The 21,904-nt window shown below is 69.7% G+C and carries 23 protein-coding genes; 7 read left to right on the forward strand and 16 right to left on the reverse strand.

The genetic code is table 11. From position 1 onward, the window contains the following. Nucleotides 1-380: 380 nt before the first annotated feature. Both U9J39_RS28405 and U9J39_RS28410 read left to right on the forward strand, forming a co-directional pair. Complete coding sequence (locus U9J39_RS28405) at nucleotides 381-545, forward strand: FmdB family zinc ribbon protein (RefSeq protein ID WP_018008406.1); 165 nt, start codon at nucleotides 381-383, stop codon at nucleotides 543-545. Between the two features lie 144 nt (nucleotides 546-689). Beyond that, on the forward strand, nucleotides 690-944 hold the full coding sequence (locus tag U9J39_RS28410; RefSeq protein WP_115714270.1) for a hypothetical protein: 255 nt from the start codon (nucleotides 690-692) through the stop codon (nucleotides 942-944). An 18-nt stretch (nucleotides 945-962) separates the two neighbouring features. Here U9J39_RS28410 and U9J39_RS28415 read toward each other — a convergent pair whose 3' ends face one another. Both U9J39_RS28415 and folE read right to left on the reverse strand, forming a co-directional pair. Continuing rightward, a complete protein-coding gene (locus U9J39_RS28415; protein WP_326348703.1) occupies nucleotides 963-1,406 on the reverse strand; it encodes a BLUF domain-containing protein in 444 nt (147 codons plus the stop codon). A gap of 51 nt (nucleotides 1,407-1,457) precedes the next feature. Next, the gene (gene folE / locus U9J39_RS28420) at nucleotides 1,458-2,216 is read right to left on the reverse strand and encodes a GTP cyclohydrolase I (protein WP_326348704.1); all 759 of its coding nucleotides are present in this window, start codon (nucleotides 2,214-2,216) and stop codon (nucleotides 1,458-1,460) included. A gap of 297 nt (nucleotides 2,217-2,513) precedes the next feature. On the opposite strand from folE, the gene U9J39_RS28425 reads away from it, so the two are divergent. Continuing rightward, on the forward strand, nucleotides 2,514-2,705 hold the full coding sequence (locus tag U9J39_RS28425; protein ID WP_062803446.1) for a hypothetical protein: 192 nt from the start codon (nucleotides 2,514-2,516) through the stop codon (nucleotides 2,703-2,705). 10 nt (nucleotides 2,706-2,715) lie between these two features. Here the strand turns inward: U9J39_RS28425 and U9J39_RS28430 are convergent, their stop codons facing one another. Genes U9J39_RS28430 through U9J39_RS28440 form a run of 3 tightly spaced genes read right to left on the reverse strand, consistent with a single transcriptional unit; the run spans nucleotide 2,716 to nucleotide 7,131 of the window. Further along, nucleotides 2,716-3,969, reverse strand: coding sequence for an arsenic transporter (locus tag U9J39_RS28430; protein WP_326348705.1), 1,254 nt, complete (start codon nucleotides 3,967-3,969; stop codon nucleotides 2,716-2,718). Nucleotides 3,970-4,003: 34 nt separating this feature from the next. Next, nucleotides 4,004-6,121, reverse strand: coding sequence for a penicillin-binding protein 1A (locus tag U9J39_RS28435; RefSeq protein WP_326348706.1), 2,118 nt, complete (start codon nucleotides 6,119-6,121; stop codon nucleotides 4,004-4,006). 44 nt (nucleotides 6,122-6,165) lie between these two features. After that, the gene (locus tag U9J39_RS28440; protein WP_116314160.1) at nucleotides 6,166-7,131 is read right to left on the reverse strand and encodes an alpha/beta hydrolase; all 966 of its coding nucleotides are present in this window, start codon (nucleotides 7,129-7,131) and stop codon (nucleotides 6,166-6,168) included. Between the two features lie 190 nt (nucleotides 7,132-7,321). Between U9J39_RS28440 and U9J39_RS28445 the strand changes: the two genes are divergently transcribed. Then, nucleotides 7,322-7,564 (forward strand): hypothetical protein, encoded by a 243-nt coding sequence (locus U9J39_RS28445; protein ID WP_010812795.1) that lies wholly within the window; start codon nucleotides 7,322-7,324, stop codon nucleotides 7,562-7,564. Nucleotides 7,565-7,730: 166 nt separating this feature from the next. On the opposite strand, the gene U9J39_RS28450 is transcribed toward U9J39_RS28445, so the two are convergent. The 4 genes from U9J39_RS28450 to U9J39_RS28465 all read right to left on the reverse strand — a co-directional run bounded on the left by U9J39_RS28450 (nucleotide 7,731) and on the right by U9J39_RS28465 (nucleotide 12,736). Continuing rightward, entirely contained in the window at nucleotides 7,731-8,825 is a 1,095-nt protein-coding gene (locus U9J39_RS28450) for a CaiB/BaiF CoA transferase family protein (protein WP_326348707.1), read from the reverse strand. Between the two features lie 78 nt (nucleotides 8,826-8,903). Further along, nucleotides 8,904-9,896 (reverse strand): tripartite tricarboxylate transporter substrate binding protein, encoded by a 993-nt coding sequence (locus U9J39_RS28455; protein ID WP_326348708.1) that lies wholly within the window; start codon nucleotides 9,894-9,896, stop codon nucleotides 8,904-8,906. 77 nt (nucleotides 9,897-9,973) lie between these two features. Next, complete coding sequence (locus tag U9J39_RS28460) at nucleotides 9,974-11,155, reverse strand: acyl-CoA dehydrogenase family protein (RefSeq protein ID WP_115713635.1); 1,182 nt, start codon at nucleotides 11,153-11,155, stop codon at nucleotides 9,974-9,976. 27 nt (nucleotides 11,156-11,182) lie between these two features. After that, complete coding sequence (locus U9J39_RS28465) at nucleotides 11,183-12,736, reverse strand: acyl-CoA synthetase (protein ID WP_326348709.1); 1,554 nt, start codon at nucleotides 12,734-12,736, stop codon at nucleotides 11,183-11,185. A gap of 133 nt (nucleotides 12,737-12,869) precedes the next feature. Between U9J39_RS28465 and U9J39_RS28470 the strand changes: the two genes are divergently transcribed. After that, nucleotides 12,870-13,763 (forward strand): LysR family transcriptional regulator, encoded by an 894-nt coding sequence (locus U9J39_RS28470; RefSeq protein ID WP_326348710.1) that lies wholly within the window; start codon nucleotides 12,870-12,872, stop codon nucleotides 13,761-13,763. 9 nt (nucleotides 13,764-13,772) lie between these two features. On the opposite strand, the gene U9J39_RS28475 is transcribed toward U9J39_RS28470, so the two are convergent. The 4 genes from U9J39_RS28475 to U9J39_RS28490 form a co-directional block, all read right to left on the reverse strand. Beyond that, complete coding sequence (locus tag U9J39_RS28475; protein WP_326348711.1) at nucleotides 13,773-14,774, reverse strand: tripartite tricarboxylate transporter substrate binding protein; 1,002 nt, start codon at nucleotides 14,772-14,774, stop codon at nucleotides 13,773-13,775. A gap of 62 nt (nucleotides 14,775-14,836) precedes the next feature. Then, entirely contained in the window at nucleotides 14,837-16,003 is a 1,167-nt protein-coding gene (locus tag U9J39_RS28480; RefSeq protein ID WP_116314178.1) for an acyl-CoA dehydrogenase family protein, read from the reverse strand. An 18-nt stretch (nucleotides 16,004-16,021) separates the two neighbouring features. After that, nucleotides 16,022-17,215: a CaiB/BaiF CoA transferase family protein gene (locus U9J39_RS28485; protein WP_326348712.1), complete on the reverse strand. Its 1,194-nt coding sequence runs from the start codon at nucleotides 17,213-17,215 to the stop codon at nucleotides 16,022-16,024. Between the two features lie 11 nt (nucleotides 17,216-17,226). Further along, on the reverse strand, nucleotides 17,227-17,997 hold the full coding sequence (locus U9J39_RS28490; protein WP_326348713.1) for an enoyl-CoA hydratase/isomerase family protein: 771 nt from the start codon (nucleotides 17,995-17,997) through the stop codon (nucleotides 17,227-17,229). Between the two features lie 148 nt (nucleotides 17,998-18,145). On the opposite strand from U9J39_RS28490, the gene U9J39_RS28495 reads away from it, so the two are divergent. After that, nucleotides 18,146-18,943, forward strand: a complete 798-nt coding sequence (locus U9J39_RS28495; protein WP_240987797.1) for an IclR family transcriptional regulator — start codon at nucleotides 18,146-18,148, stop codon at nucleotides 18,941-18,943. 5 nt (nucleotides 18,944-18,948) lie between these two features. On the opposite strand, the gene U9J39_RS28500 is transcribed toward U9J39_RS28495, so the two are convergent. The 3 genes from U9J39_RS28500 to flhC form a co-directional block, all read right to left on the reverse strand. After that, nucleotides 18,949-19,827, reverse strand: a complete 879-nt coding sequence (locus U9J39_RS28500; protein WP_116314181.1) for a lipid A biosynthesis lauroyl acyltransferase — start codon at nucleotides 19,825-19,827, stop codon at nucleotides 18,949-18,951. Nucleotides 19,828-20,183: 356 nt separating this feature from the next. Next, nucleotides 20,184-20,564, reverse strand: coding sequence for a hypothetical protein (locus tag U9J39_RS28505; RefSeq protein ID WP_116314182.1), 381 nt, complete (start codon nucleotides 20,562-20,564; stop codon nucleotides 20,184-20,186). Between the two features lie 113 nt (nucleotides 20,565-20,677). Beyond that, the gene (flhC, locus tag U9J39_RS28510) at nucleotides 20,678-21,196 is read right to left on the reverse strand and encodes a flagellar transcriptional regulator FlhC (protein ID WP_240987798.1); all 519 of its coding nucleotides are present in this window, start codon (nucleotides 21,194-21,196) and stop codon (nucleotides 20,678-20,680) included. Between the two features lie 402 nt (nucleotides 21,197-21,598). On the opposite strand from flhC, the gene U9J39_RS28515 reads away from it, so the two are divergent. Beyond that, nucleotides 21,599-21,802: a hypothetical protein gene (locus U9J39_RS28515; RefSeq protein ID WP_062803430.1), complete on the forward strand. Its 204-nt coding sequence runs from the start codon at nucleotides 21,599-21,601 to the stop codon at nucleotides 21,800-21,802. Nucleotides 21,803-21,904 lie beyond the last annotated feature (102 nt).

Raw genomic sequence — 21,904 nt, forward strand, 5'->3', positions numbered from 1 at the left:
GGGCGCCGTGCGGTGGCGTCATCACAAGACTCGGATTCTGGCCAGATTCAGCGCCTCGCTGAATCGGAATTCGGCTAGTTCGCGGATGCCGTGGGATCGCGCAAAGGACCAGATCCGGCCAATGCAATGACATCTCTGGAAGATAAGCGGCAGTCCGCGCCGGCTTGACTCGGGTTTGCGCAGCAATCCGGCCCTTGTCTTGCGATACAGCCATTGCGGGAAATCAATGCACGCCAAAGTGCCGCGGTGGCGACATCGCCGGTCACACGCGCCACGCACATGCCGGTGGAGCGGGATTTTGGCGTTTGGCGGCACGGACCGCTGTCCTAGAATGAAGCTGACACGCGCCCCGCGGCGTGTGCACCGCGTGGGGGAATGCCATGCCCGTCTATCAATACCGCTGCGAGAAGTGCGGCCATGTGTTCGAAAAAACCGAACATCTCGCGGAACATGCCTCTGCCCATCCACCGTGCCCGAATTGCGGCAGCCAGTCCGTGCAGCACGCACCGGCGCCGTTCGTGGCGGTGACCCAGCGCAAGAGCTGAGTCTCGAACAACAAGATCCCAGGAGGGTGCGCGCGCGCCGCCGGCCGGATGCCGGCGCGCGTGTTGCTTCATGCGTGGCGCCTGCGGCGCCACGCGCGTTCGCGCTGCGCGCAAGCGGCGATCTCAACCTTGACGGAGGATGCCATGGCAACGAGACCGTTCACTGAATTTCCCGCCGACGAGCAGCAGCAGGTCCTGGACGCGTGCAGGCATGTCGGGCTGGCGGCGGAGATGTTCGATATTACCGACGAGCACGACGGCGACGGCGTGCGCCGCGTCAGCGTGCGCCGCGTCGGCACCGACAAGACCAGCGTCTATGAAGCCGGCGCCGGCACGTCATGGATGGAAGAGTTCGAAAGCGACCTCGAGTGCGGCCTGTACGGGCCGATCACGGTGTAGCGGCGCCGCCGGCGCGGCTCAGTGCCGGCCGCGCTCGCCGGTGCGCGACACCACCGAGGCGCCGGCGATCAGCTCCTTGAGCAGCGCCAGCGAGGCCGCGCCGCCGGTGCGGTACGGGTCGAGCTCGGCGCGCGCGGAGAACTTGAGCAGGGTGGCGGCATTGAGCCGCGCGGCATTGACCTGCCCCATCGCCCAGCCGGCAAAGTCGCGCGTGCAGGTTTCCTCGAAATGCAGCAGGGTCACGTCGTGGTGGCGCGGATCGCGCGCGATCGACTGGAACAGCTGCGAGACCTCCTGCCGGTCGCCCTCCAGCGCCTGCAGGAAGATGCCGTTGCCATGGCACAGCACGCCGGTGATGCCGTGGCGCGGATTGCGTTCCAGGCTGGCGGCCAGGATGGCATCGAGCAGGGCGGCATCGATGGCCTGGCGGGCACGGCTGGCATAGAGCAGGCGGACTAGCATGGTCGTGGCGCTCCGGTAATGGCGCTCCGTGTGGCGGCAGGGCCCGGGCCGCTAGCCGCGGTTATGGTTCAGCAGCGTGAGGAATTCGCGGCGCAGGCTGTCGTCCTTCAGGAAAGAGCCGCGCATCACGCTGTTGGTCATCTTGGCGTCGGTGTCGCGCACGCCGCGCCAGTGCATGCAGAAGTGCTCGGCCTCCATCACGATGGCGAGGCCGTCGGGACTCATCTTTTCCTGCAGCAGGTCGGCCACCTGCGCCACCGCCTCTTCCTGGATCTGCGGACGGCACATGATCCATTCGGCCAGCCGAGCGTACTTGGACAGCCCGATCAGGTTGGAATGCTGGTTCGGCATCACCCCGATCCACAGCTTGCCGATGATCGGGCACAGGTGGTGCGAGCAGGCGCTGCGCACGCGCAGCGGGCCCACGATCATCAGTTCATTGAGCTGGCCGACGTTGGGGAATTCCGTCACCGGCGGGGCCTTGGCATAGCGGCCGGCGAAGATTTCCTTCAGGTACATCTTGGCCACGCGGCGCGCGGTTTCCTGCGTGTTGTGGTCGTTGTCGACGTCGATCACCAGTGCCCGCAGCACGTCCTGCAGCCGGGACTGGACTTCGGCCTGCAGCTGCTCCATTTCACCCGGCTCGATATAGCGGGCGATATTGTCGTTGGCGTGGAAGCGTTCCTGCGCGGCTTCCAGCCGCGCGCGGATGCGGGCCGAGACACTGGCGGCGGCGTGACCGGCCTTTTCGCCGACCCTTTCGTCGGCGTTGCTGTCCTTTGCGCGGTGCGCTGCGTCCTTGCTGTTCATGGATTGGGTTGGTGATGACGTGAATGGCTGCGCAGCGGGTGTGTGCCGGATTCACTATATGGCAGATGCCGTGGCCTCACAACCCGCGCGGTGGCCGGAAAACGAGCTCCCGGTGGGTCGGATACGCCACAGCGAAAGGGCTTTCCATGAAGAGTTCGTGACATCGCTCAAGCCCGCCACGCAGGGCGACGACAACCCCACATAATGTCTGCACAACACCCAGGCAGCCCGTCGCAGGCTGCCGGCACCCGGCCGCGGCCAAGCGCGGCCTGACGCTTTGTCGGGATCCACCTCATCATGCCGATCGCCTTTCCGTGCAGCAGCCTGATGTTGCTCCATGTGGTGACAGTGCCGGTACCGGCCACGCCGGTGGAAACCGGTGTCGCGGAACACCATGCCAGTGCCGTGCGCCACGGCGCGGGCGGACTGCGCCGGCCATTGTCGCCGGCGCCGCGCAGTCCCGCGGCGCAGGTTCCCGCCAGCGGCTGAGGCCGACCGCCTAAAGCAGCAGCAGCGCCAGTGCCGGCAGCATCGCCGCCGGCATCACCACCGCGCCCACGCGCAGGAACTGGCCGGCGCTGACCTGCAGCCCTTCGCGGCGCAGCGCCGTCAGCCACAGCAGCGTGGCGAGCGAGCCGGTGACGGACAGGTTGGGGCCCAGGTCGATGCCGACCAGCACCGCGCCGCTGACCGCGTGCGAGGCATGTCCGGCGTCGAGCGCAGACGCCGCGATCAGACCGGCCGGCAGGTTGTTGGCCACGTTGCCCGCCAGTGCCACCACCGCGCCCACGCCCAGCAGCGCCACCGCGCCGCCGTCGCGCGAGGCGGCCGCCACGGCGTCGGCAAGAAGGCGGATCACCGCGGTCTGCTCCAGCGCCGCCACCAGCACGAACAGGCCGGCCACCATCGGCAGCACGCCCCACGACACCTCGCGCAGCGTCGGCCACAGCAGTTCGCGCCGGGTGGCGCAGACCAGCAGCAGCGTGGCCACGCCCGCGGCGCAGGTGGGCCAGCCCAGCGCGTCGCCGCGTAGCGAGGCCAGCAACAGCACCAGCCCGGTCAGCACGATGCCCAGCGCGCTCAGCCGCGCCTGCAGCGACAGCGGCGGCACCGGCACGTCAGCGGCGATGGGCTCGGCCAGCGCCGCGCGCTGGGTCCACCACAGCGCTGCCAGCGTGGCCAGGATCGCGGCCAGCGACGGCAGGGCGAAGCTGGCCAGCCATCCGGCCAGCGGCGGCATGCGCTCGCCGAAGATCACCAGGTTGGCCGGGTTGGAGATCGGCAGCACGAAGCTGGCCGCGTTGGCGATAAAGGCGCAGGCGTACAGGTAGGGCAGCGGCTGGCGCACGCGTGCGGCGCGGGTCGCGGCCAGCACCGCGGGCGTCAGCACCACGGCGGTGGCGTCGTTGGACATGAACGCCGTCACCAGCGTGCCGAAGCCGTACACCAGCAAAAACAGCCGCGGCGCCGAGCCGCGCGCCAGGCGCACGGCGAGCGCGGCAACGTGGTCGAACAGCCCGGTCTTGCGGGCCAGTTCCGCGATCAGCATCATGCCGGCCAGGAACAGGTACACGTCGTAGCCGCGCAGCACCGCGGCGAAGGCCTCGGGCAGCGCCATCAGGCCGGTGGCGCACAGCAGCAGGGCGCCGCCGGCAGCCCAGAAGGCTTCGGGCAGGCGGAAGGGGCGGAACAGGACGCCAGCGGTGGTTAGCGCGGCGACCGACCAGATCAGCAGCGGGCTGTGGCTGGACATCGGGTACGGGGCGGAATTCGGGAAAGCCGCAAGTCTACAGCGGGTTGCCGGCCGGCGCTGCCGACGTGGCGGCGCCTGGCGCCGCGCTGGTGACGGGGGTGGGTGCGGCCGGAGCCGCCGGAGGCGTCGGAGGCGCCTGGGAGGTGCCGTCGAGGTTGCTTGCGAGCGGATCCATCAACGGCTGGCTGGCCGGCGCGATGGGGGGCGCCGGCGGCGGGAAGCCGATAGCGGCGATGCCCTGGCTGCCGTCGGCATTCTCTGCGTACATCCAGTCGCCGCCCGCCTGCACGAGGCCGGCGGGCGCCTGCACGTCGGCCTCCGGCACGCCGGCCAGGCGGCCTTCCATGTAGGCGGCCCACACCGGCAGCGCAGTGGTCGCGCCGAACTCATGCTCGCCCAGGCTGCGGTTGTCGTCATAGCCCATCCACGCCACCGTGACCACGCCGCCGCCATAGCCGGCGAACCAGCCGTCGACCGAGTCGTTGGTGGTGCCGGTCTTGCCGGCCACGTCGTGGCGGCGCAGGTAGCGGCGCACGCCGGTGCCGGTGCCGGTCTCGACCACGCTGCGCAGCAGGCTGTCCATCACGAAGGCGTTGCGCGCGCTGATCACAGGCGGCGGCGCGGGGCGTTCCTCCGTGTCCTGCGCGGCGCTGAACAGCACCTTGCCGTCGCTGTCGGTGATGCGCTCGATCAGGTAGGGCTCGACGCGGTGGCCGCCGTTGGCGAATACGCCATAGGCCGCGGCCAGGCGCAGCGGCGAGGTGGTGCCGGAGCCCAGCGCCAGCGGCAGGTAGCGTGGCAGCCGCCTGGGCGAGAAGCCGAAGCGGCTGGCGAATTCCACCGCATAGGGGATGCCGATCGCCTGCAGCGTGCGGATCGCCGGCAGGTTGCGCGATTCGGCCAGCGCCTGGCGCACCCTGATCGGGCCCACAAAGCGCCCGTCGTCGTTGGACGGCTGCCAGCGCGAACCGGCCGGCAGCGGCGCGTCGTTGATCAGCGTGCCGGGCGACACGCCGCGCTCCAGCGCCGCGGCATAGACGAAGGGCTTGAAGGTCGAGCCCGGCTGGCGCAGCGCCTGGGTGGCGTGGTTGAAGCGGCTGGCGGCGAAATCGGCGCCGCCGACCATGGCCTCGATCGCGCCGGTGCCGGTGTCGAGCGACACCAGCGCGGCCTGCGGCCCTTGCGACAGGTCCTTGACGAACTTGCGGTGGCGGCGCGCGTAGCGCTCCAGCCCGCCGTGCACGGCATCGTAGGCCAGGGTCTGACGCACCGACGACACCGTGGTGTAGACATTGAGGCCGCGCGTGTAGGCGTCGTCGCCGAAGCGCTCGCGCGCGAGCTGGCGCGCCAGTTCGGCGACGTACTCCGCATGGCCGGCAAAGCTGCCGGGGCTGTCGTCGCTGATGGCCAGGCGCGCGCCGCGGGCTTCGCGGTAATCGTCCTGGCTGATCATGCCCAGCGCCAGCATGCGCCCCAGCACATACTCCTGGCGCCGCTTGGCGCGCGCGAAATTGACCACCGGGTTCACCGCCGAAGGCGCCTTCGGCAGGCCCGCCAGCATTGCGGTCTCGGCCAGCGACAGCGCCGCCAGCGGCTTGCCGAAGTAGGCGTGCGCGGCGCTGCCGAAGCCATAGGCATGCTCGCCCAGGTAGACCTGGTTCATGTACAGCTCGAGGATGCGGTCCTTGGGCAGCGCGTGGTCGATGCGCCAGGCCAGCAGCATCTCGTACCATTTGCGCGCCAGCGTCTTCTCGCGCGACAGGTAGAAGGCACGCGCCACCTGCATGGTGATGGTGGAAGCGCCCTGGGCGTAGCCCTGGCCGAGGTTGGCCAGCGCGGCGCGCAACACGCCGGGGATGTCGATGCCCTGGTGCTGGTAGAACTGGTCGTCCTCGGCCGCGAGCAGCGCCTGCACCATTTGCCTCGGGATCTGCTCGAAGGGAATGAACTCGCGGTGCTCGCTGCCGAACTCGCCGATCTGGACGTTGTCGCTGGTGTAGATGCGCAGCGGCACATCGGGCCGGTAGTCGCGCAGCGCATCGACGGGGGGAAGCTGCCGCAGGCTGACTACGGCGGCAAAACCGGCCAGCAAGGCACCGGCGGCAGCCAGCGCCAGTGCGGCGCCGCCTGCCTTGACTGCGAATTTTTTCATGGGCCGCATTTTACCCGCTGCAACTGACCGACCCGGCGGCCGGCTCAGCGGTTGGCCGCCAGCGGCAGCGGATTGCCCAGCTCGTCATGGTCGACCGGCTGCGGTGCGGGCACCGCTGGCGCGGCAGGCTGGGCCGGCCGGGCCGGTGGCGCTGGCTCCACCGGCTGAGACCCGGCCTGGACCGCGGCCATGCGCAGGCGCGCCTGGCTGTGCTGGCGCGCGAAGTCGCAAAGCGACAACCAGGTTTCCTCGCGTTCGATGATGGTGAAGTGATCGGTATCCGGCACGGTCTGCAGCGCCACCGGGCCGGGCCAGGCCGCCATCAGCCGTTCGGAGCAGGCGTGCGGCACCACTTCGTCGGTGGCGGCCAGCAGCACCTTGGTGCTCTGCACGACCTTTTTGCAATGCGAGATAGAGTCGAAGTGGTGGCGCATCAACTGGCGCAGCGGCACCAGCGGAAAGCGCTTGCGCACCAGCTCGAGCAGCGAGTCGTAGGGGGTGATCAGCTGCAGGCTCTCGAAATCCTGCAGGTCAGCCAGCTGGATCGCCACGCCGGTGCCCAGGCTGCGGCCCACCACATGCACGCGGGTGTCGGGGAACACGCGCCGCACATGCAGCAGGAACTGGCTGGCGTCGGCCACCGCCGCGCCCTCGGACGGGCGCCCGTCGGAGTGGCCCAGGCCGCGGTAATCGTAGGTGGCGAAGCCCATGCCGGCAGGCAGCCAGCGCGCGTATTGCAGCGTTTCCAGCACATCCTCGCCGCGGCCGGGCAGGTAGAACAGCAGGTCGCGCACGGTGTCGCCGGGCGCGTGGTAGATATAGCCGCGCACCACGCCGCCGGGAATCAGGTGCGAATAACCGATGATGCCGTCGGGCAGGTCGCGCGGCGGCCGCCGGCGCGCGTCGAACAGCAGCCGGTCCTGGTTCAGCGTCAGGTAGGTCCAGTAGCAGGCGAAGCCGCTGGCGGTCATCAGCGCGGCCGCCAGCGCGCGGCGGGTGGTCAATGGCATGGCATTCGTCAGTGGCTTCGGCCAGGCGTGGCGCGTGTGCGCCGGCCTTGCCGCCCAGCCGCGCAGCCTACCTTATTTTTGCCGGCGGCGTGGCCGCGGCGCAAGCCGGCCCGCGCAGTTCTTGTACGATATGCCTCATTCGGGCGCGCGCACCCCACCGAGACGACGCGCCTTCAGGGAGCCAACCGGCATGAGCGAACAGAAACACGAGCAATACCGCGCCGAAGAGGCGCAGGCCATGGAACGCGTGGTTGCGGCCACGCGGCAGGTGCAGGTCGCCTTCACGGCGCTGCAGGCCCACTATCCGCCGCAGGGCAGCGGCAAGCCGTCGAAACTGGCGCTGCAGACCTTCGACGCGGCACTGCAGGCGCTGGAGGACGCGCAGGCGACCTTCGACGAGATCCTGAACGACCTGCTCGACGAGAAACGCTGAGCCGCAGGGCCGCAGGGCCGGAGGGCCTTTTGGGCTTTTGGGCTTTTGGGCCCGCATCGGTCTTGCAGGCTGCGTAGTACGCGGCGGCGGCCTCGCGGAAAAGCATCACGACCGTCGTTCCCGCCTTCGCGGGAACGACGGTCATGAGCGGAACGGCGTGACGCCGCTACCGCGGATTGTGTTGCCCAACCTCCGCCACAAAATCGTCCCCCTCCGGCAATCCCAACGAAAACTTCACCGGAAAACTCACCGTAATCCCGCCCTCAAGCTGCCGCACCACCCCCCGCGCCCGCACATGCGCATCCTCGAACAACTCGGCAGATCCCAGCACCGGCGAGAACGGGATATCCAGCGGTGCAAAGAAGCCCGCCCATTCCGCCAGGTCGCGCGTGCGGAACACCGCCGCCAGCAGGTCATTGACCTCCACCTTGTGCCCACCGCGCCCGGCGCGCGTGGCGAAGCGCGGATCGCGCAGCGCCGGGAACGCGTCGCCCAGCGCCGCGCACAGGTTGTCCCAGAACTTGTTTTCCAGGATGCCCAGCGCCAGGTGCCGCCCGTCGCGGGTTTCGAACAAATCGTTTTCCGGCATCACGGTGGATGAGGCCCGCGGGCAATCCTCGTGTGCGCGCGCAGTCCACGCACCAGGGGCGGTCCACGACAGCACGGCATCGTGGATCGACACATCGAGATGCTGCCCCTGTCCGTGCTGCCGCGCGCTCATGATCGCCACGGCCAGCGATAACGCCGCGTAGCCCGACGCTGCGTAATCCGACACCCGCACGCGCGGGCGCGAGACTGCATCGTGGACCTGCACCGGCGTGGCCCAGTACCCGGCCAGCGCCAGGTAGTTCAGGTCATGCCCGGCGTGGCTGGCGTACGGTCCGGTCTGGCCGAAGCCTGAGACCGAACACAGCACGATGGCCGGATTGACCGCCGCCAGCGCCTCATAGCCCAAGCCCAGGCGCGCCATCACGCCGGGGCGGAAGCCTTCGACCACGGCGTCGGCATCGCGCACCAGGTCCAGGAACGCCGCGCGGCCGGCGTCCGATTTCAGGTCCAGCGCCACCGAGCGCTTGCCGCGATTGAACTGCGCATACACATGCGCGCCCAGCTGGCGCGCGGTGTCGCCGCTGCCGGGCGGCTCGACCTTGATCACCTCCGCGCCAAGCTGGCGCAGCAGGCTGCAGGCGTGCGGGCCGGGCAGCAACTGGCTGACGTCGAGGATGGTGACGTCGTTCAGGCAAGACCATGCTGGCTTCATGCGGAGCCTCAGGAAAGGAGAAAACACAAGCGCCGCATGCGCGGCGTGGCGCGCGATGCAGGGAGCAGGCCAGCTGTATCAGCCCAGGTCGCCGGTCATGCCGATCGACTTCATCAGGTCGCCATAGCGCGCGTTGTCGCTGGCCACCATGGTGCCGAACTGCGCCGGCGACGCGCTGCGGCGCAGCTCGCCGGCATTGGCCTTGAGCTGGGCGTCGAACACGCCGGCGGTCTGCAGCGCGCGCACCGCGGCGTGCAGCTTCTGCGCCAGCTCGGCCGGGAAATTGGCCGGCGCGAACAGGCCGCTCCAGTTGTCGATGACAAAGCCCGGCGGCAGCGCTTCGGCCATGGTGGGCACGTCGGGGAAGTAGGGCGAACGCGCGGCCGCGGTGACGGCCAGCACCCTGACCTGGTTGTTGCGCACGTACTGGGTCGCGGTGCCCAGCACCGGCATGCCGAACTGGGTCTGGCCGGTCAGCATCGAGGTGAGGATCTCCGGCGCGCCCTTGTAGGGAATATGCACTGCGTCGCAGCCGGTCTGGTGCAGCATGGTCTCCACCGCCAGATGGGCGATGCTGCCCTTGCCGCCGGAGCCGTAGTTCAACTTGCCCGGCTCCTTCTTCATCGCCGCGACCAGCTCGGCGACGGTCTTGTAGGGCGAGGACATGGGCACCACCAGCGCCGACGGCCCGCCCGACAACGCCGTGATCGGCGTGAAGTCATGGGTCGGGTCATACGGCATCTTGCGGTACATGTGCACGTTGATGACGTGCGAATTGGCCAGGATGCCCAGCGTGTAGCCATCGGGCGCGGCGCGGCGCAGCGCGCCGGCGCCGATGATGCCACCGGCGCCGGGCATGTTCTCGACCACCAGCGGCTGGCCGAGCTTCTTGCCCAGCTCCGCCGACAGCGTGCGCGCGATATTGTCCGGCGTGCTGCCGGCGATAAACGGAACGATCAGCCGGATCGGGCGGCTGGGATAGGGGGATGCGGTGCTGGCGGCGCGGGCCGGCAGCAGCAGGCTGCCCAGCGCGGCGGCGCCGGCGGTGGCAAGCCAGTTTCGGCGGTTCATGCTTGGTCTCCGTGGTCTTGTCGTATTGTGCTGTGGCCGGGATCCGGATGCCGGCGGCGACCGCGCCGCCGGCACGGTCAGGCTTTCTGCTGCAGCGGTTCCAGGATAGCCCGCGCAATGGTGTTGCGCTGGATCTCGCTGGTGCCGGTAAAGATGCGGAACATGCGCAGCTTGCGGAAGGTCTGCTCGACCGGATGGCCGCGCGTGACGCCGACATTGCCGTGGATCTGCACGGCCTTGTCCGCTACCTCGAAGCAGCGCTCCGAGACGAACAGCTTGCACGCCGCGGCCTTCATGCGCAGGTCGGCGCCGGCGTCGGCCAGCGCCGCGGTGTGCGCGATCATGCTTTCGCAGGCCCACAGCGCCGCTGCCATGTCGGCCAGCATGTGCTGGATTGCCTGGAAGCGCGCGATCGGGCCGCCGAACTGGCGGCGCTGGCCGGCATATTCCACCGATGATTGATAGGCCCGCATGGCCAGCCCCAGCATGCTGGGGCAGTGCAGCAGGCGGTTCACGTTGATGCGCGACATGCCCAGCTTGAAGCCGTTGCCTTCGCCGCCGAAGACGTTGGCGCGCGGCACGCGCACATTGTCGAAGCGGATATCGCCATCGATATGCTGGCCGGACATCGGCACGTATTCGTTGGTCACCGTCACGCCGGGCAGGTCCAGGTCGACCAGCACCGCGGTGATGGCCGGCGGCGTGGCGGTGGCGTCGGTCACGCACATAACGATGGCGAAGTCGGCGAAGGGCGCGCCACTGATGTAGTGCTTGCCGCCGTTGATGACCAGCTCATCGCCGTCGGCCACGGCCGCGGTCCTGATGCTTTGCGCATCGGAACCGGAATGCGTTTCCGTCAGTGCGAAGCAGGTCGACTTCTCGCCGCGGATCACCGGCTTGAAATACCGCTCGAGCTGCTCGGGCGTGGCGTACTTCAGCATGTTGCCCACGCGCGGCGGGCCGCCCAGGTCGCCCAGCACGTGCGCGGCCAGGGTCGAGCCGCTCGCGGCCAGGTCGGCCTTGAGCGCGCATTGTTCCTGGATGTTCAGGCCCTTGCCGCCGAGCGCGGTGGGCAGGCAGGCGGCGTAGAAGCCCAGCTCGCTGGAGCGGCGCCAGACCTGGCGCAGGGTCTCGCGCGGCCACGGGTCCTCGGAGCCCAGGCCGAGCTCCTGTTCGAGCGGGCGCAGCTCTTCGTCGATAAAGCGGCGGATGCCGGCGCGGGTTTCCAGCAGGACGGGGTTGGTCAGGTGGTCGAACATGGCGGTTTCCTCGGTGCGTTTCCGGGTTCAGTTGACGCGGCGTCCGACGCCTTGCCAGTAGCGTTCGCGCACGATCTTGCGGGCCAGCTTGCCGCTGGCGTTCTTGGGCAGCTCGGCGACAAAGTCGACCGAGCGCGGCGACTTGTAGTCGGCGATGCGCTCGCGGCAGTGCGCGATCAGCTGCTGCGCGGTGGCCTCGCGGCCGGGGCGCAGCGTGACCACGGCCTTGACGCTTTCGCCCCAGGTGTCGTCCGGCACGCTGATGACGCAGGCCTCCAGCACGTCGGGGTGCTGGTAAAGCGTGGCCTCGACCTCGGTCGGGTAGACGTTGAAGCCGCCGGAGATGATCATGTCCTTCTTGCGGTCGACCAGGTAGAGATAGCCGGCCTCGTCCACGCGCGCCATGTCGCCGGTATGCAGCCAGCCGTCGACCAGGGTCTCGCGCGTCAGCGCGGGCTCGTTCCAGTAGCCGCGGAATACGTCGTCGCCGCGGATCACCAGTTCGCCGATCTCGCCCACGGCCACTTCCTTGCCGTGCTCGTCGACCACGCGCACTTCGGTCTCGCCCAGCGCGCGGCCGCACGAGGCCAGGCGCTCGGGATGGTTGGCAATGGCGTCGGCATGGTCGCTGGTGGACAGCCGCGTGACGCCGGAGGTCGATTCGCTGGCGCCATAGCCCTGCGACAGGATCGGGCCGATGCGCTCCCAGGCCTCGCGGATGCGGGCCGGGGCCATCGGCGCAGCGCCGTAGGCCAGCGTCTTCAGGCTCGACAGGTCGGCCTGCGCCAGCGTGGGCTCGGCCAGCAGCATGTTGATCATGGCCGGCACCATGAACACATGGGTAATGCGCAGGCGCGCGACTTCGGCCAGGAAGTGCGCCGGCTCGAATTTTTCGAACAGCACCAGCGTCGCGCCCACATACAGGTAGGGCTGCATCAGCATGCCGGAGGCGTGCGTGACCGGGCCGATCAGCGCCAGCCGGTCGCCCGGGCGGGCGGGGCGGTCCATGCCGGACACCATCTTGCGCAGCGCCGCGATGCGGTTGCCGTAGCTCTGCATGGCCGCCTTGATCTTGCCGGTGGAGCCCGACGAGAAATGCAGCACGGCCAGGTCGTCGGCCGCCGGGGTGATGTCGGGCGCGCTGGTGCCGGCGTTGGCCAGCAGCGCCTCGTATTCGACGTAGCCGGCGGGCGCCGCGCCGATGGCGATAAAGGTCTCGATGCTGCCGAAGCCTGCCGTGGCGCGGTCGTAGCCGGTATAGCCGGGGCCTGCGATCAGCACGCGCGGGGTGCAGTTGTCGACCACGTCGCTGGCTTCGGCCGCGGTAAAGCGCGGGTTGAGCGCGGCCTTGACCAGGCCGGCCTTGTACAGCGCGCATTCCAGTTCGACCAGCTCGGGCCGGTTGCGCGACTGCACCGCGACGCGGTCGCCGGGGCGCAGGCCCAGCGCCAGCAGCGCATTGGCCAGCCGCGTCGAGCGTTCGTCGAGCTGGCGATAGGTCACCACCTGGTCCTGGTAGAGGATGGCGGGCTGGTCGCCCCAGTAACGCGCGGCGCGGCGCAGGAAATACGCGAAACCCATGCTGTCTCCGTGTAGGCTGAATGATCTTGCTGCACGCTCGGTGGTGTGCTCGTGCGCTGTAGTCTGTAAGATGGCGGGCATCACCACAATGAGGTATTGGCTATAAAGCCATAACCGTCGGGAATGTGAGGCAATGGAGACGCGGGATATCGAATACATCCTCGCCGTGGCGGCGCACGGCGGCATCGGGCGGGCCGCCGAGGCGCTGGGGATCAGCCAGCCGGCGCTGACCAAGGCGGTGCAACGGGTGGAAGCGCAGGCGGGGCTGCCGCTGTTCGAGCGCACCGCCAACGGCATCGCCGCCACCTACGCCGGCACCCGCTTCCTCGAGCGCGCGCGGCGCATCCAGCTGGAGTACCAGGACGGCATCAAGGAGATGCTGGGCATCCGCACCGGCGAGCAGGGCATTCTGCGCGTAGGCTATTCACCGTCGATCCCGGGCGATGTGATCCTGGGCGCGTGCCAGCAGCTGGTGCGCGAGCGGCCGGTGGCGCGGTTGCGGCTGCGCCGCCGGCTGGCGCGCGACCTGCTGGACCTGCTCGCCGCCGGGGAACTGGACATGGCCGTGGCGCCGACCCCGTCCGGCGCGCTGGCGGACACTTTCGCGGTGCAGCCGCTGTTCGACGACCGGCTGGTGGTGGTGGCCGACCAGGGCCACGCGCTGCTGCGGCGGCGCAAGCTGCGCCTGGCCGACCTCGCCGACCAGGAATGGCTGCTGCCCGAACGGCATATCACGCTGCGCCAGCAGGTCGACGCGGCGTTCCGCCAGCGCGGCCTGCCGGAGCCGCAGCCGCGCATCGAGATCGACTTCGGCAGCAGTTCGCTGTTCGCGCTGATGCAGGGCACGCAGATGCTGAGTATCGCCAATGCCGGCGGCGAGGCCATGCAGCGCGGGCTGCGCGAGCTACCGCTGGGCGTGGAAGAGCTCGACCTGCGCCGGCGCATCGGCGTGGTCACGCGCGCAGGCGCCTACCTGTCGCCGCTGGCGCAGCGCCTGACGGTGCTGCTGCGCGAGCACAGCGGCTAGGGGGCGCGATTACTGCAGCGGGATTTTGGCCACGGCCGCGAGCCGCTTCCAGCGCTCGATCTCATCCTTCTGGTATTGCCGCATCTCGGCCGGCGACGACAGGATCAGTTTGGTCGACTGGCGCGTGTAGTACTCGCGCACGTCCGGGGCATTGCCGGCCTGCGTGAACAGATCCCGCAGCCGCTTCACCAGCGCCGGCGGCGTCCTGGCCGAGACCGCTGCCGCGACCCAGTTGTAGGCCAGGAAGTCCGGCAGGCCGGCTTCGACGATGGACGGTACGTCCGGCAGCAGCGGCGAGCGCTGCGGCGCGGTGTAGGCCAGCGCGCGCGCCTTGCCGCCGCGGGCCAGCTCGATCGCGCCAGTGGCATCGACCACGGCGAAATCGACATTGGCCGCCATCACGCCATTGATGGCATCGCCTGCGCCCTTGTACGGCACCGCCGTGGTCTTGATGCGGGCCAGCTCGTTGAGCCATTCCGAATACAGCGTGTATGAAATCGAGCCCGTGCCGTAGTTCAGCGCGCCGGGACGTTTGCGCGCGTCGTCCAGCAGCTCGGCCAGCGTGCGGTAGGGCGAGCCGGCGGGCACGATGATCACGCACGGCCCGCGCGACAGCAGCGTGATTGGCGCAAAGTCCGTCAACGGGTCATACGGCAGCTTGCGGAAGGTGGCGGCATTGGTCGACAGCGTGGAATTGCTGCCGATAAAGACGGTGTAGCCGTCGGCCGGCGCATTCAGCGCGGTCTGCACGCCGATAAAGCCGTTGCCGCCGGGCTTGTTTTCGACCACCACGCCCTGGCCGGTCAGCTCGCCGATCTTCCTGGCGAACATGCGCGCGGTGGTGTCGGTGCCGCTGCCCGAAGGGAAGGGCACGATGAAGCGGATCGGCCGCGCCGGAAAGGCGTCGGCATCGGCGGCGCGCGCCGCCGGCAGCGCGGCCGCGCCGAGCAGCGCCAGCGCGGCCGGAAAGAGTTCGAGGAAGCGGCGACGGGAACGGAAAGCCTGTTGCATGGTGGTCTCCTGACAGTGGCATGCCCGGCGTGTTTCCGCCGGTGCAAGGGATCGATGCGGGCCTAGCGGCGCAGGCCGAGCAGGTCGCGCGCAATGACCCAGCGATGCACTTCGCTGGGACCTTCGTAGATGCGCATCAGCCGGGTCTCGTTGGCCATCTGCTGCAGCGGCAGCTCCTTGGTCATGCCCATCGCGCCGAAGGTCTGCATGGCCTGGTCGATCACGTCCCAGGCCATTTCGGTGGCGAACACCTTGATCATCGACACCTGCGTGCGGGCTTCGTCTCCGGCGTCGATACGGGTGGCGGCTTCGTAGGTCATCAGCCGGCAGGCGTGGATGCGCGTGGCGGCGTCGGCCACCCACCACTGGATCGCCTGGCGCTGCGCCAGCGGCGCGCCGAAGGTCTGCCGCTGCGGTGCGTATTCGCAGATCATGTCGAGCGCGCGCTGGGCGCGCCCGATGCACCACGCCGCCATCTGCACGCGGCGCGTCGACAGCCGCGCCTGCATCGGCGCGAAGCCTTGCCCCTCGGCGCCGAGCAGTTGCGTGGCGGGGATGCGGCAGTCTTCCAGCACCACTTCATAGGTCGAGGCGCCGCCGATCATCGGGATGCGCCGCTCGACCCGCAGGCCGGGCGTGCCGCGCTCGACGATAAAGGCCGAGATGCCGCCGCGCGCGCCACGGGCCTTGTCGGTCACGGCCATGACGATGGTCCAGTCGGCGCGCGCCGCGCGGCTGATCCAGATCTTGCGCCCGTTCAGCACCCAGTGGTCGCCATCGCGTTCGGCGCGCGTGGCCATCATGGCCGGATCGCCGCCGGCGCCCGGTTCCGAGATGGCGATGGCCGAGACGGTCTCGCCGCGGGCATACGGCGCCAGGTAGCGCTCGCGCTGGGCCGCGCTCGCGGTCAGCATCAGCATGCGCAGGTTGGGCGAATCCGGCGGCAGGTCATAGGGGGTGATGGTCTTGCCCAGTTCTTCGTTGACGCCCACCATCGCCACCGTCGGCAGGTCGGAGCCGCCCAGCTCGGCGGGGGCGTCCAGGCCCCACAGGCCCAGCTCGCGCGACATCGCGTCCAGGCGTGCCTGCTCTTCTGGCAGCAGCGCCATCTGGCCGCCGGCGGCTTCGCGCGCCAGCACCGTGGGTTCCAGCGGGATCAGCTGCTCGCGCACGAAACGCGCGACCAGCTCCTTGAGCATCCGGTGTTCTTCGTCGAGGTCGAAATGCATGGCGGTGTTCTCGGCTGTTTATCGGGATCGGCGCGCATCCTGCGCCATGGCCAGTTCGCGCAGGACCTCCTCGGTGTGCTCGCCCAGCGCCGGCGCATGGCGGCGCAGCGACAGCGGCGTGGCCGAGAAGCGCGTGGCCGGGCGCAGTTCGCGCAGGGGGCCCTCGGTAGGGTGGTGCGTTGGCTGGAACAGCCCGACCGCTTGCAGGTGCGGATGGTCGGCCAGGGCATCGAGGCCGTAGATCGGCGTGGCCGGAATGTCGAGCGACTCGAACAGCTGCATCCATTCGCCCGTTGTGCGTGCCGGCGTCAGTTCGGCCAGGTGGCCGTACAGCGCGCGGATATTGGCGTTGCGCTGCGCGCGGTCGCCCACGTCGTAGCGCTCGGCCAGGTCGTCGTGGCCCACCGCGCGGAAGAAGGCCTGCCAGTGGCGTCCGGTGTAGGGCAGCGCGCAGATCCAGCCGTCGCGGGTGGGCGCGGGGCGCCGCCCGCCTTGCAGCAGGCGGGCGTAGCCGGCGCCGGCCGGTGGCGGGTCGAAGGTCAGGCCGCCCAGATGCTCGGTCATCACGAAGGCAGTCATGGTTTCCAGCATCGGCACCTCGACCATCTGGCCCACGCCGTGGCGCTCGCGGTACAGCAGCGCGGCCAGCACGGCATTGGCCAGCGCCAGCCCGGTGGTCTTGTCGGCGAGCAGGCTGGGCACGTATTGCGGGCGCTCGCCGCCGGCGCAGCCCAGCGCGACCAGGCCGCAGCCGGCCTGGATGATGTCGTCGAAGGCCGGCTTGTCGCGGTGCGGGCCGTCCTGGCCGAAGCCGGTGGCCAGGCAGTAGACGATGCGCGGGTTGATGCGCGCCACCTCGGCATAGCCGAAGCCCAGCCGCTCGATCGCGGCAACGCGCATGTTGTGCACCAGCACGTCGGCGCCGGCGATCAGGCCGCGCAGCGCCGCCGCGCCCTCGGCGGTCTTCAGGTCGAGCACCACCGAGCGCTTGTTGCGGTTCAGCGCCAGGTAGATGGAACTCATGCCGGCATGCTGCGACACGCCATTGGCGCGCATCAGGTCGCCTTCGGGGCCTTCGACCTTGATCACGTCGGCACCGAAGTCGGCCAGCACCTGCGTCGCCAGCGGGCCGAGCACGACCGCGGTCAGGTCGAGCACGCGGATGCCGTCGAGCGGGCCGGCGGGTGCCGCGCGCTTGTCTGCTTCGCTCATGGATCTCTCCTTCAACGGCGCCGGAACACGGGGGCGCGGCGCGCGGCCATGGCGGCGACGCCCTCGCGGAAATCCTCGCTGCGGAACTGTCCGCGCTGGATCGCCAGTTCGCGCTGGTTGACCTCGGCAATGCGGTCGGCGAGCCCGTCGCGCAGGGTGGCGCGCGTGGTTTCCACCGCCAGCGGGGCCGACGCGGCGATCTCCTGCGCCAGCGCCATGGCGCGCGCGTCGACCTCGTCCCCGCCCACCAGCTCGTCGGCAAGGCCGATCCTGACCGCCTCGGTCCCGGTGATGCGCCGGCCGGTGTAGAACAGCAGCGCTGCCTGCTGCTCGCCCACCAGGCGCGGCAGCGTCAGGCTCAGGCCGAAGCCGGGGTGGAAGCCGAGCCGGTTGAAGTTGGCGCTGAAGCGGGCCTCGGCGCAGGTCACGCGGAAATCCGCCACCAGCGCCAGCCCGAGCCCCGCGCCGATGGCGGCGCCTGCCACCGCGGCGACGATGGGCTTGCGGTTGCGGTACAGCTTCATCGCATGCACGTAGAAGGCGGCGGGGTCGCTGGCGACTTCGCCCTGGCCGGCGCCGCTGAAGTCGGCGCCGGCGCAGAACGCGCCGACGCCCGAGGCCAGCACGATGGCGCGGCAGTGGTGGTGGTCGTCCAGGGCCAGCAAGGTGTCGGCGAGGCGCCGCATCACGTCGACATCGACAAAGTTGTGCGGCGGGCGGGACAGCACCACGCGGGCCACGTGGCCGTCGCGGGTGACATGGATCTCGGCATCGGATGACATGCGGGGGGTGCTCCTCTGTGGTCGGCCGGCTCGGGGCCGCGTGCCCACAGTATTCGCGCCGCGCCGCCGCACCGCTATACTCGAATTTCACTTACTGAAATTGCCAGCGATGCCTGACGCCATCCCGCCCCAGGGATCCAGCCGCAGCGTGACCCATCGGACCGGCCGCTTTACCCGGGACACCGCGGGCAGCCAGTCGCTGGAGCGCGGGCTGGTGCTGCTGCGCGCCTTCCGCGTCGGCACCACCAGCCTGACCAATGCCGAACTGGCCGCGCGCACCGGCCTGCCGCGTCCGACCGTGAGCCGGCTGACGCGCTCGCTGGTCGATGCCGGCTTCCTGCGCTACGACGTCAACGAACGCGCCTACCGGCTCGCGCCGGTGGTGCTGAGCCTGGCGGATGCCTTCCACCAGTCCAGCCGCGCGCCGGAGATTGCGTTGCCGCTGATGCGCAAGGTGGCCGAGGCCGGCAAGGTCAACGTGGGACTGGCGGTGGGGGACCAGCTGGAGATGGTGTACCTGGCGTCGATCCGGCACAGCCGCGACAGCGTGTCGCGCACGCGCCGCGTGGTGCCGGGCTCGCGCGTGCCGATGGAGCTGACCGCGATCGGCCTGTCATGGCTGGCGGCGCAGCCCGAGGAGGTGCGCAGGGACCTGCTGGCCGGTATCGCTGCCCGCCAGGGCGAGGCCTGGCCCGGCATGCGCGCGCGTGTGCTGCGCGGCATCGCGCAGGCTCAGCGGCACGGCCATTGCACCGCGGCCTACCAGCCGGGGCATCTGCTGGCCGTGGGCGCGGCGTTTTCCGGCCCGGACCAGCAGCTGTACGGGCTGAATATCAGCTACCCGTTCAACGACACCGAGCGCCGCCGCGACCACGCCCGCTATGCCGCACAGCTGGAGCGGCTGGTGGCCGAGATCCAGCAAGCCTGGCGGCGCGCCGCGGGCTAGCCGCGTCAGTACACCGGCGGCATGCCTTCCGGGCGGTTCTTGAAGCGCCGGTGGATCCAGTAATACTGCTCCGGCATGGTGGCGATCTGGGCTTCGAGGAAGGCGTTCATGCGGCGCGAGTCCTCTTCGACGCTGCCGGAGGGAAAGCCCTCCAGCGGGTCGAATACGCGCAGCCGGTAGCCGCGGTAGTCGGGCAGCACTTCGGTGGTGAACGGCACCACGCGCGCGCCGGTCAGGCTGGCCAGGCGCGAGGCCGAGGTCAGCGTGCACGCCGGCACGCCGAAGAACGGCACGAACACAGAATCGTTGATGCCGAAGTCCATGTCCGCGGCCAGCATCACCGGGCAGCCGGCGCGCAGCGTGCGCACCACCTGCTTGCCGCTGCCGTTGCGCGGGATCATCTCGGCGCCGAAGCGCCCGCGCTGGGTGCGCGAGATCTGCTCCAGCAGCGGGCTCGACATGCGCGTGTACAGCGATGCCACCGGGTGGCGCATCGAATAGAACATGCAGCCGGCCTCGATGCCGACGAAATGAAAGCCCATGAAGATGGTCGGATGCTCCGCGCACGAGGCCAGGTCGATGCGCGAATCCAGCTCTACCAGCTTGCCCAGCCGCTCGGCGTTGCCGAACCACTGCACGCCGCGCTCCAGGTAGCTGCGCAGCACATGGCCGAAGTGGTCGCGCGCCAGCCGCTCGCGCTTGCCCGGGTCCATGTCCGGGAAGCACAGTGCCAGGTTGGTATGGACGATGCGCCGGCGGCGGCTGGGGATGCGGTACAGCAGCTTGCCGAGGGCGTCGCCGAGCCGGGCGGTCACGCCGTAGGGCAAGGCGGCAAAGAGCTTGAAGGCGGCGATGGTGAGCGCAGCCTGGAGCTGGTGCGTCATGAAGATCCTGGGGGCGGCAGCGGCGGTCGGGGCGGACCCGCGGACAGGCGGCTGCGCGGCAATGGTTCGGCGCCAAAGGGGTGGCGAGCGGCAAGCGCGCGCTACGCTGGCGCGCCATCCCCGCGGCGCCCGGTTGCGGGCCGCTGGAGTGCGCTATGCGTCGCTGCGCAGCTTTGTGCTGAGGGCGCACTGTAGCACGATGGCAGGGGGCCAGGAATGGCCGTTACGACCGGTATCAAACCGGCAACAGAAGTCGGTTGCGCAACCTCACCGCGCGGGGATAGCGAGCGGATAGTGCGGACCCGGCGCGGCCTGACAGCAAAACCGGCCGGGGCAACGCGCACGGCGCGGGGCCGTCAGCGTTGCTTCAACTCGCCGAGGTAGTAATTGACCTCGGCCAGCAGCGCCGTGTGGAATTCGGCCGGCAGCACGTGATCGTCGGTCAGCGACAGCAACTGGTCGATGCGCTGCCGGAACTGCCGCTGGGCGCTGGCGCGCGCATCGGGCGGCAGCGCCACCGCCATGGCGCACAGCATCTCGCGCATCACCAGCAGCCGGGCGCCGTACTGGATCATGGCGTCGCCCTGGGTCTTGAGGTTCTGCGCAAGCTGTTCCGGCATGCCCTTGCGCGGCGCGCCGGCGCCGGACGGCGCCGGCGGCGGCTCGGCGCGGGCCTTGCCGCCGGCCTCGGGCGCGGGTGTGCCCAGCATCTTGCCGAGCATGGGGATCTTGAACATGGGCGAGGCTCCGGATGCGCCGGGGGCGGGGTGGTCGGGTGCATCCATCATGGAAGGGTGCGGGTGGCCGGACTGTGCGGCAGCAGACAATGGAGCCGGTGCGGCACCGGCGTTCATGCGCCGGCGGGTCCGGATTTGCGGCACTTGCCCGCGCGTGCCGGCGGCAGGCACAGGCCGCAGGTGTAGCGCTGGCGCGCATCGTGGGCGCACACCACGAACTCGCCGCGGCAGCACTGGCAGCGCGCCAGCCGCAACATGCCGCGCTCATAGAAGCGGACCAGCATCCAGGCGCGGGTAAAGCTGAGCTGGGCGGTCTCGCCGGTGGCGCTCAGGTGCTCGCGATACATGCGGAAGCCAGCCAGGGTGGCACGGATGCCGTCCAGGTGGCCGGCGCGGATCATGAAGCGGTAGGCGCCGAGCAGCATCGAGGCATGGGCGTTGGGGCGCCAGCTCAGGAACCAGTCGGTCGAGAACGGCAGCATCCCCTTGGGCGGCGACGCCCCGCAAAGCTCCTTGTACAGGCGGGTGAGCCGCTCGCGCGGCAGCGACACCTCCGCCTCCAGCACCTGCAGGCGCGCCCCCAGGCCGATCAATTCGATCGCGAGCCGGGTTTGCTCCAGGTCGTGCAGCATGCTTTTGCGGGCGGGGGCCGGTACAGGTGCAAGTAAAGGGCGGGAAGCCGCCGCGCCGGGGCCGCCAACGGCGGCGACAGGGTTTGCGTCCATGGTCTCCTCCTGCCGGGGCGTGCCACAGTGCGGCGTTGTCCGCCTGCGTCCCGCGGGTCCGGTTTTGCGTGATGGAGGACGATTCTTCGATCGCAGTCGGCTTATATCCGTGATTCTTGTCAACAATCGCAATTCCACGATCGACAGCATCAAGTTTGCCGGGGCCTGTTGTTGGCGCAATTTGTCGGTGTCCGGCACGCCATCCAGGACGACTGTAGGAGAAGCGCCCACAAGCTATCGGACAGACGCCGATTTAACGGTTCTGCCCATCGGCTACGCTGCAAGAACACCAACGACAGGGAGCAACCCATGGCTGCAAACTTCCTGATCAGGCAGACCGCTCAGGGCTGGGAACTGACGGTCGAAAGCGCGCGCAAGGGCCTGGTCCAATGCGACGACCGCGACGTCGCCGTCAACATCGGCATGGCCGCGGCCAAGCGGCGCGGTGTGGTGCTGATCGTGCATGAAGACGAGGACGATGCCCCGCGCGGCCTCACTCCCCTGGCCGCATGACGAGGTAACCCCAGAGGCAATCCCGCGGCAACCCGGTTGCGTGACAAAGGCGGGCGCCCTTTACTGGTGGCGCCCGCCTTTGCTTTGGCGCGCGGCGCGCGG

Source organism: Cupriavidus sp. SS-3 (genome assembly GCF_035818815.1).
GTDB lineage: Bacteria > Pseudomonadota > Gammaproteobacteria > Burkholderiales > Burkholderiaceae > Cupriavidus > Cupriavidus taiwanensis_C.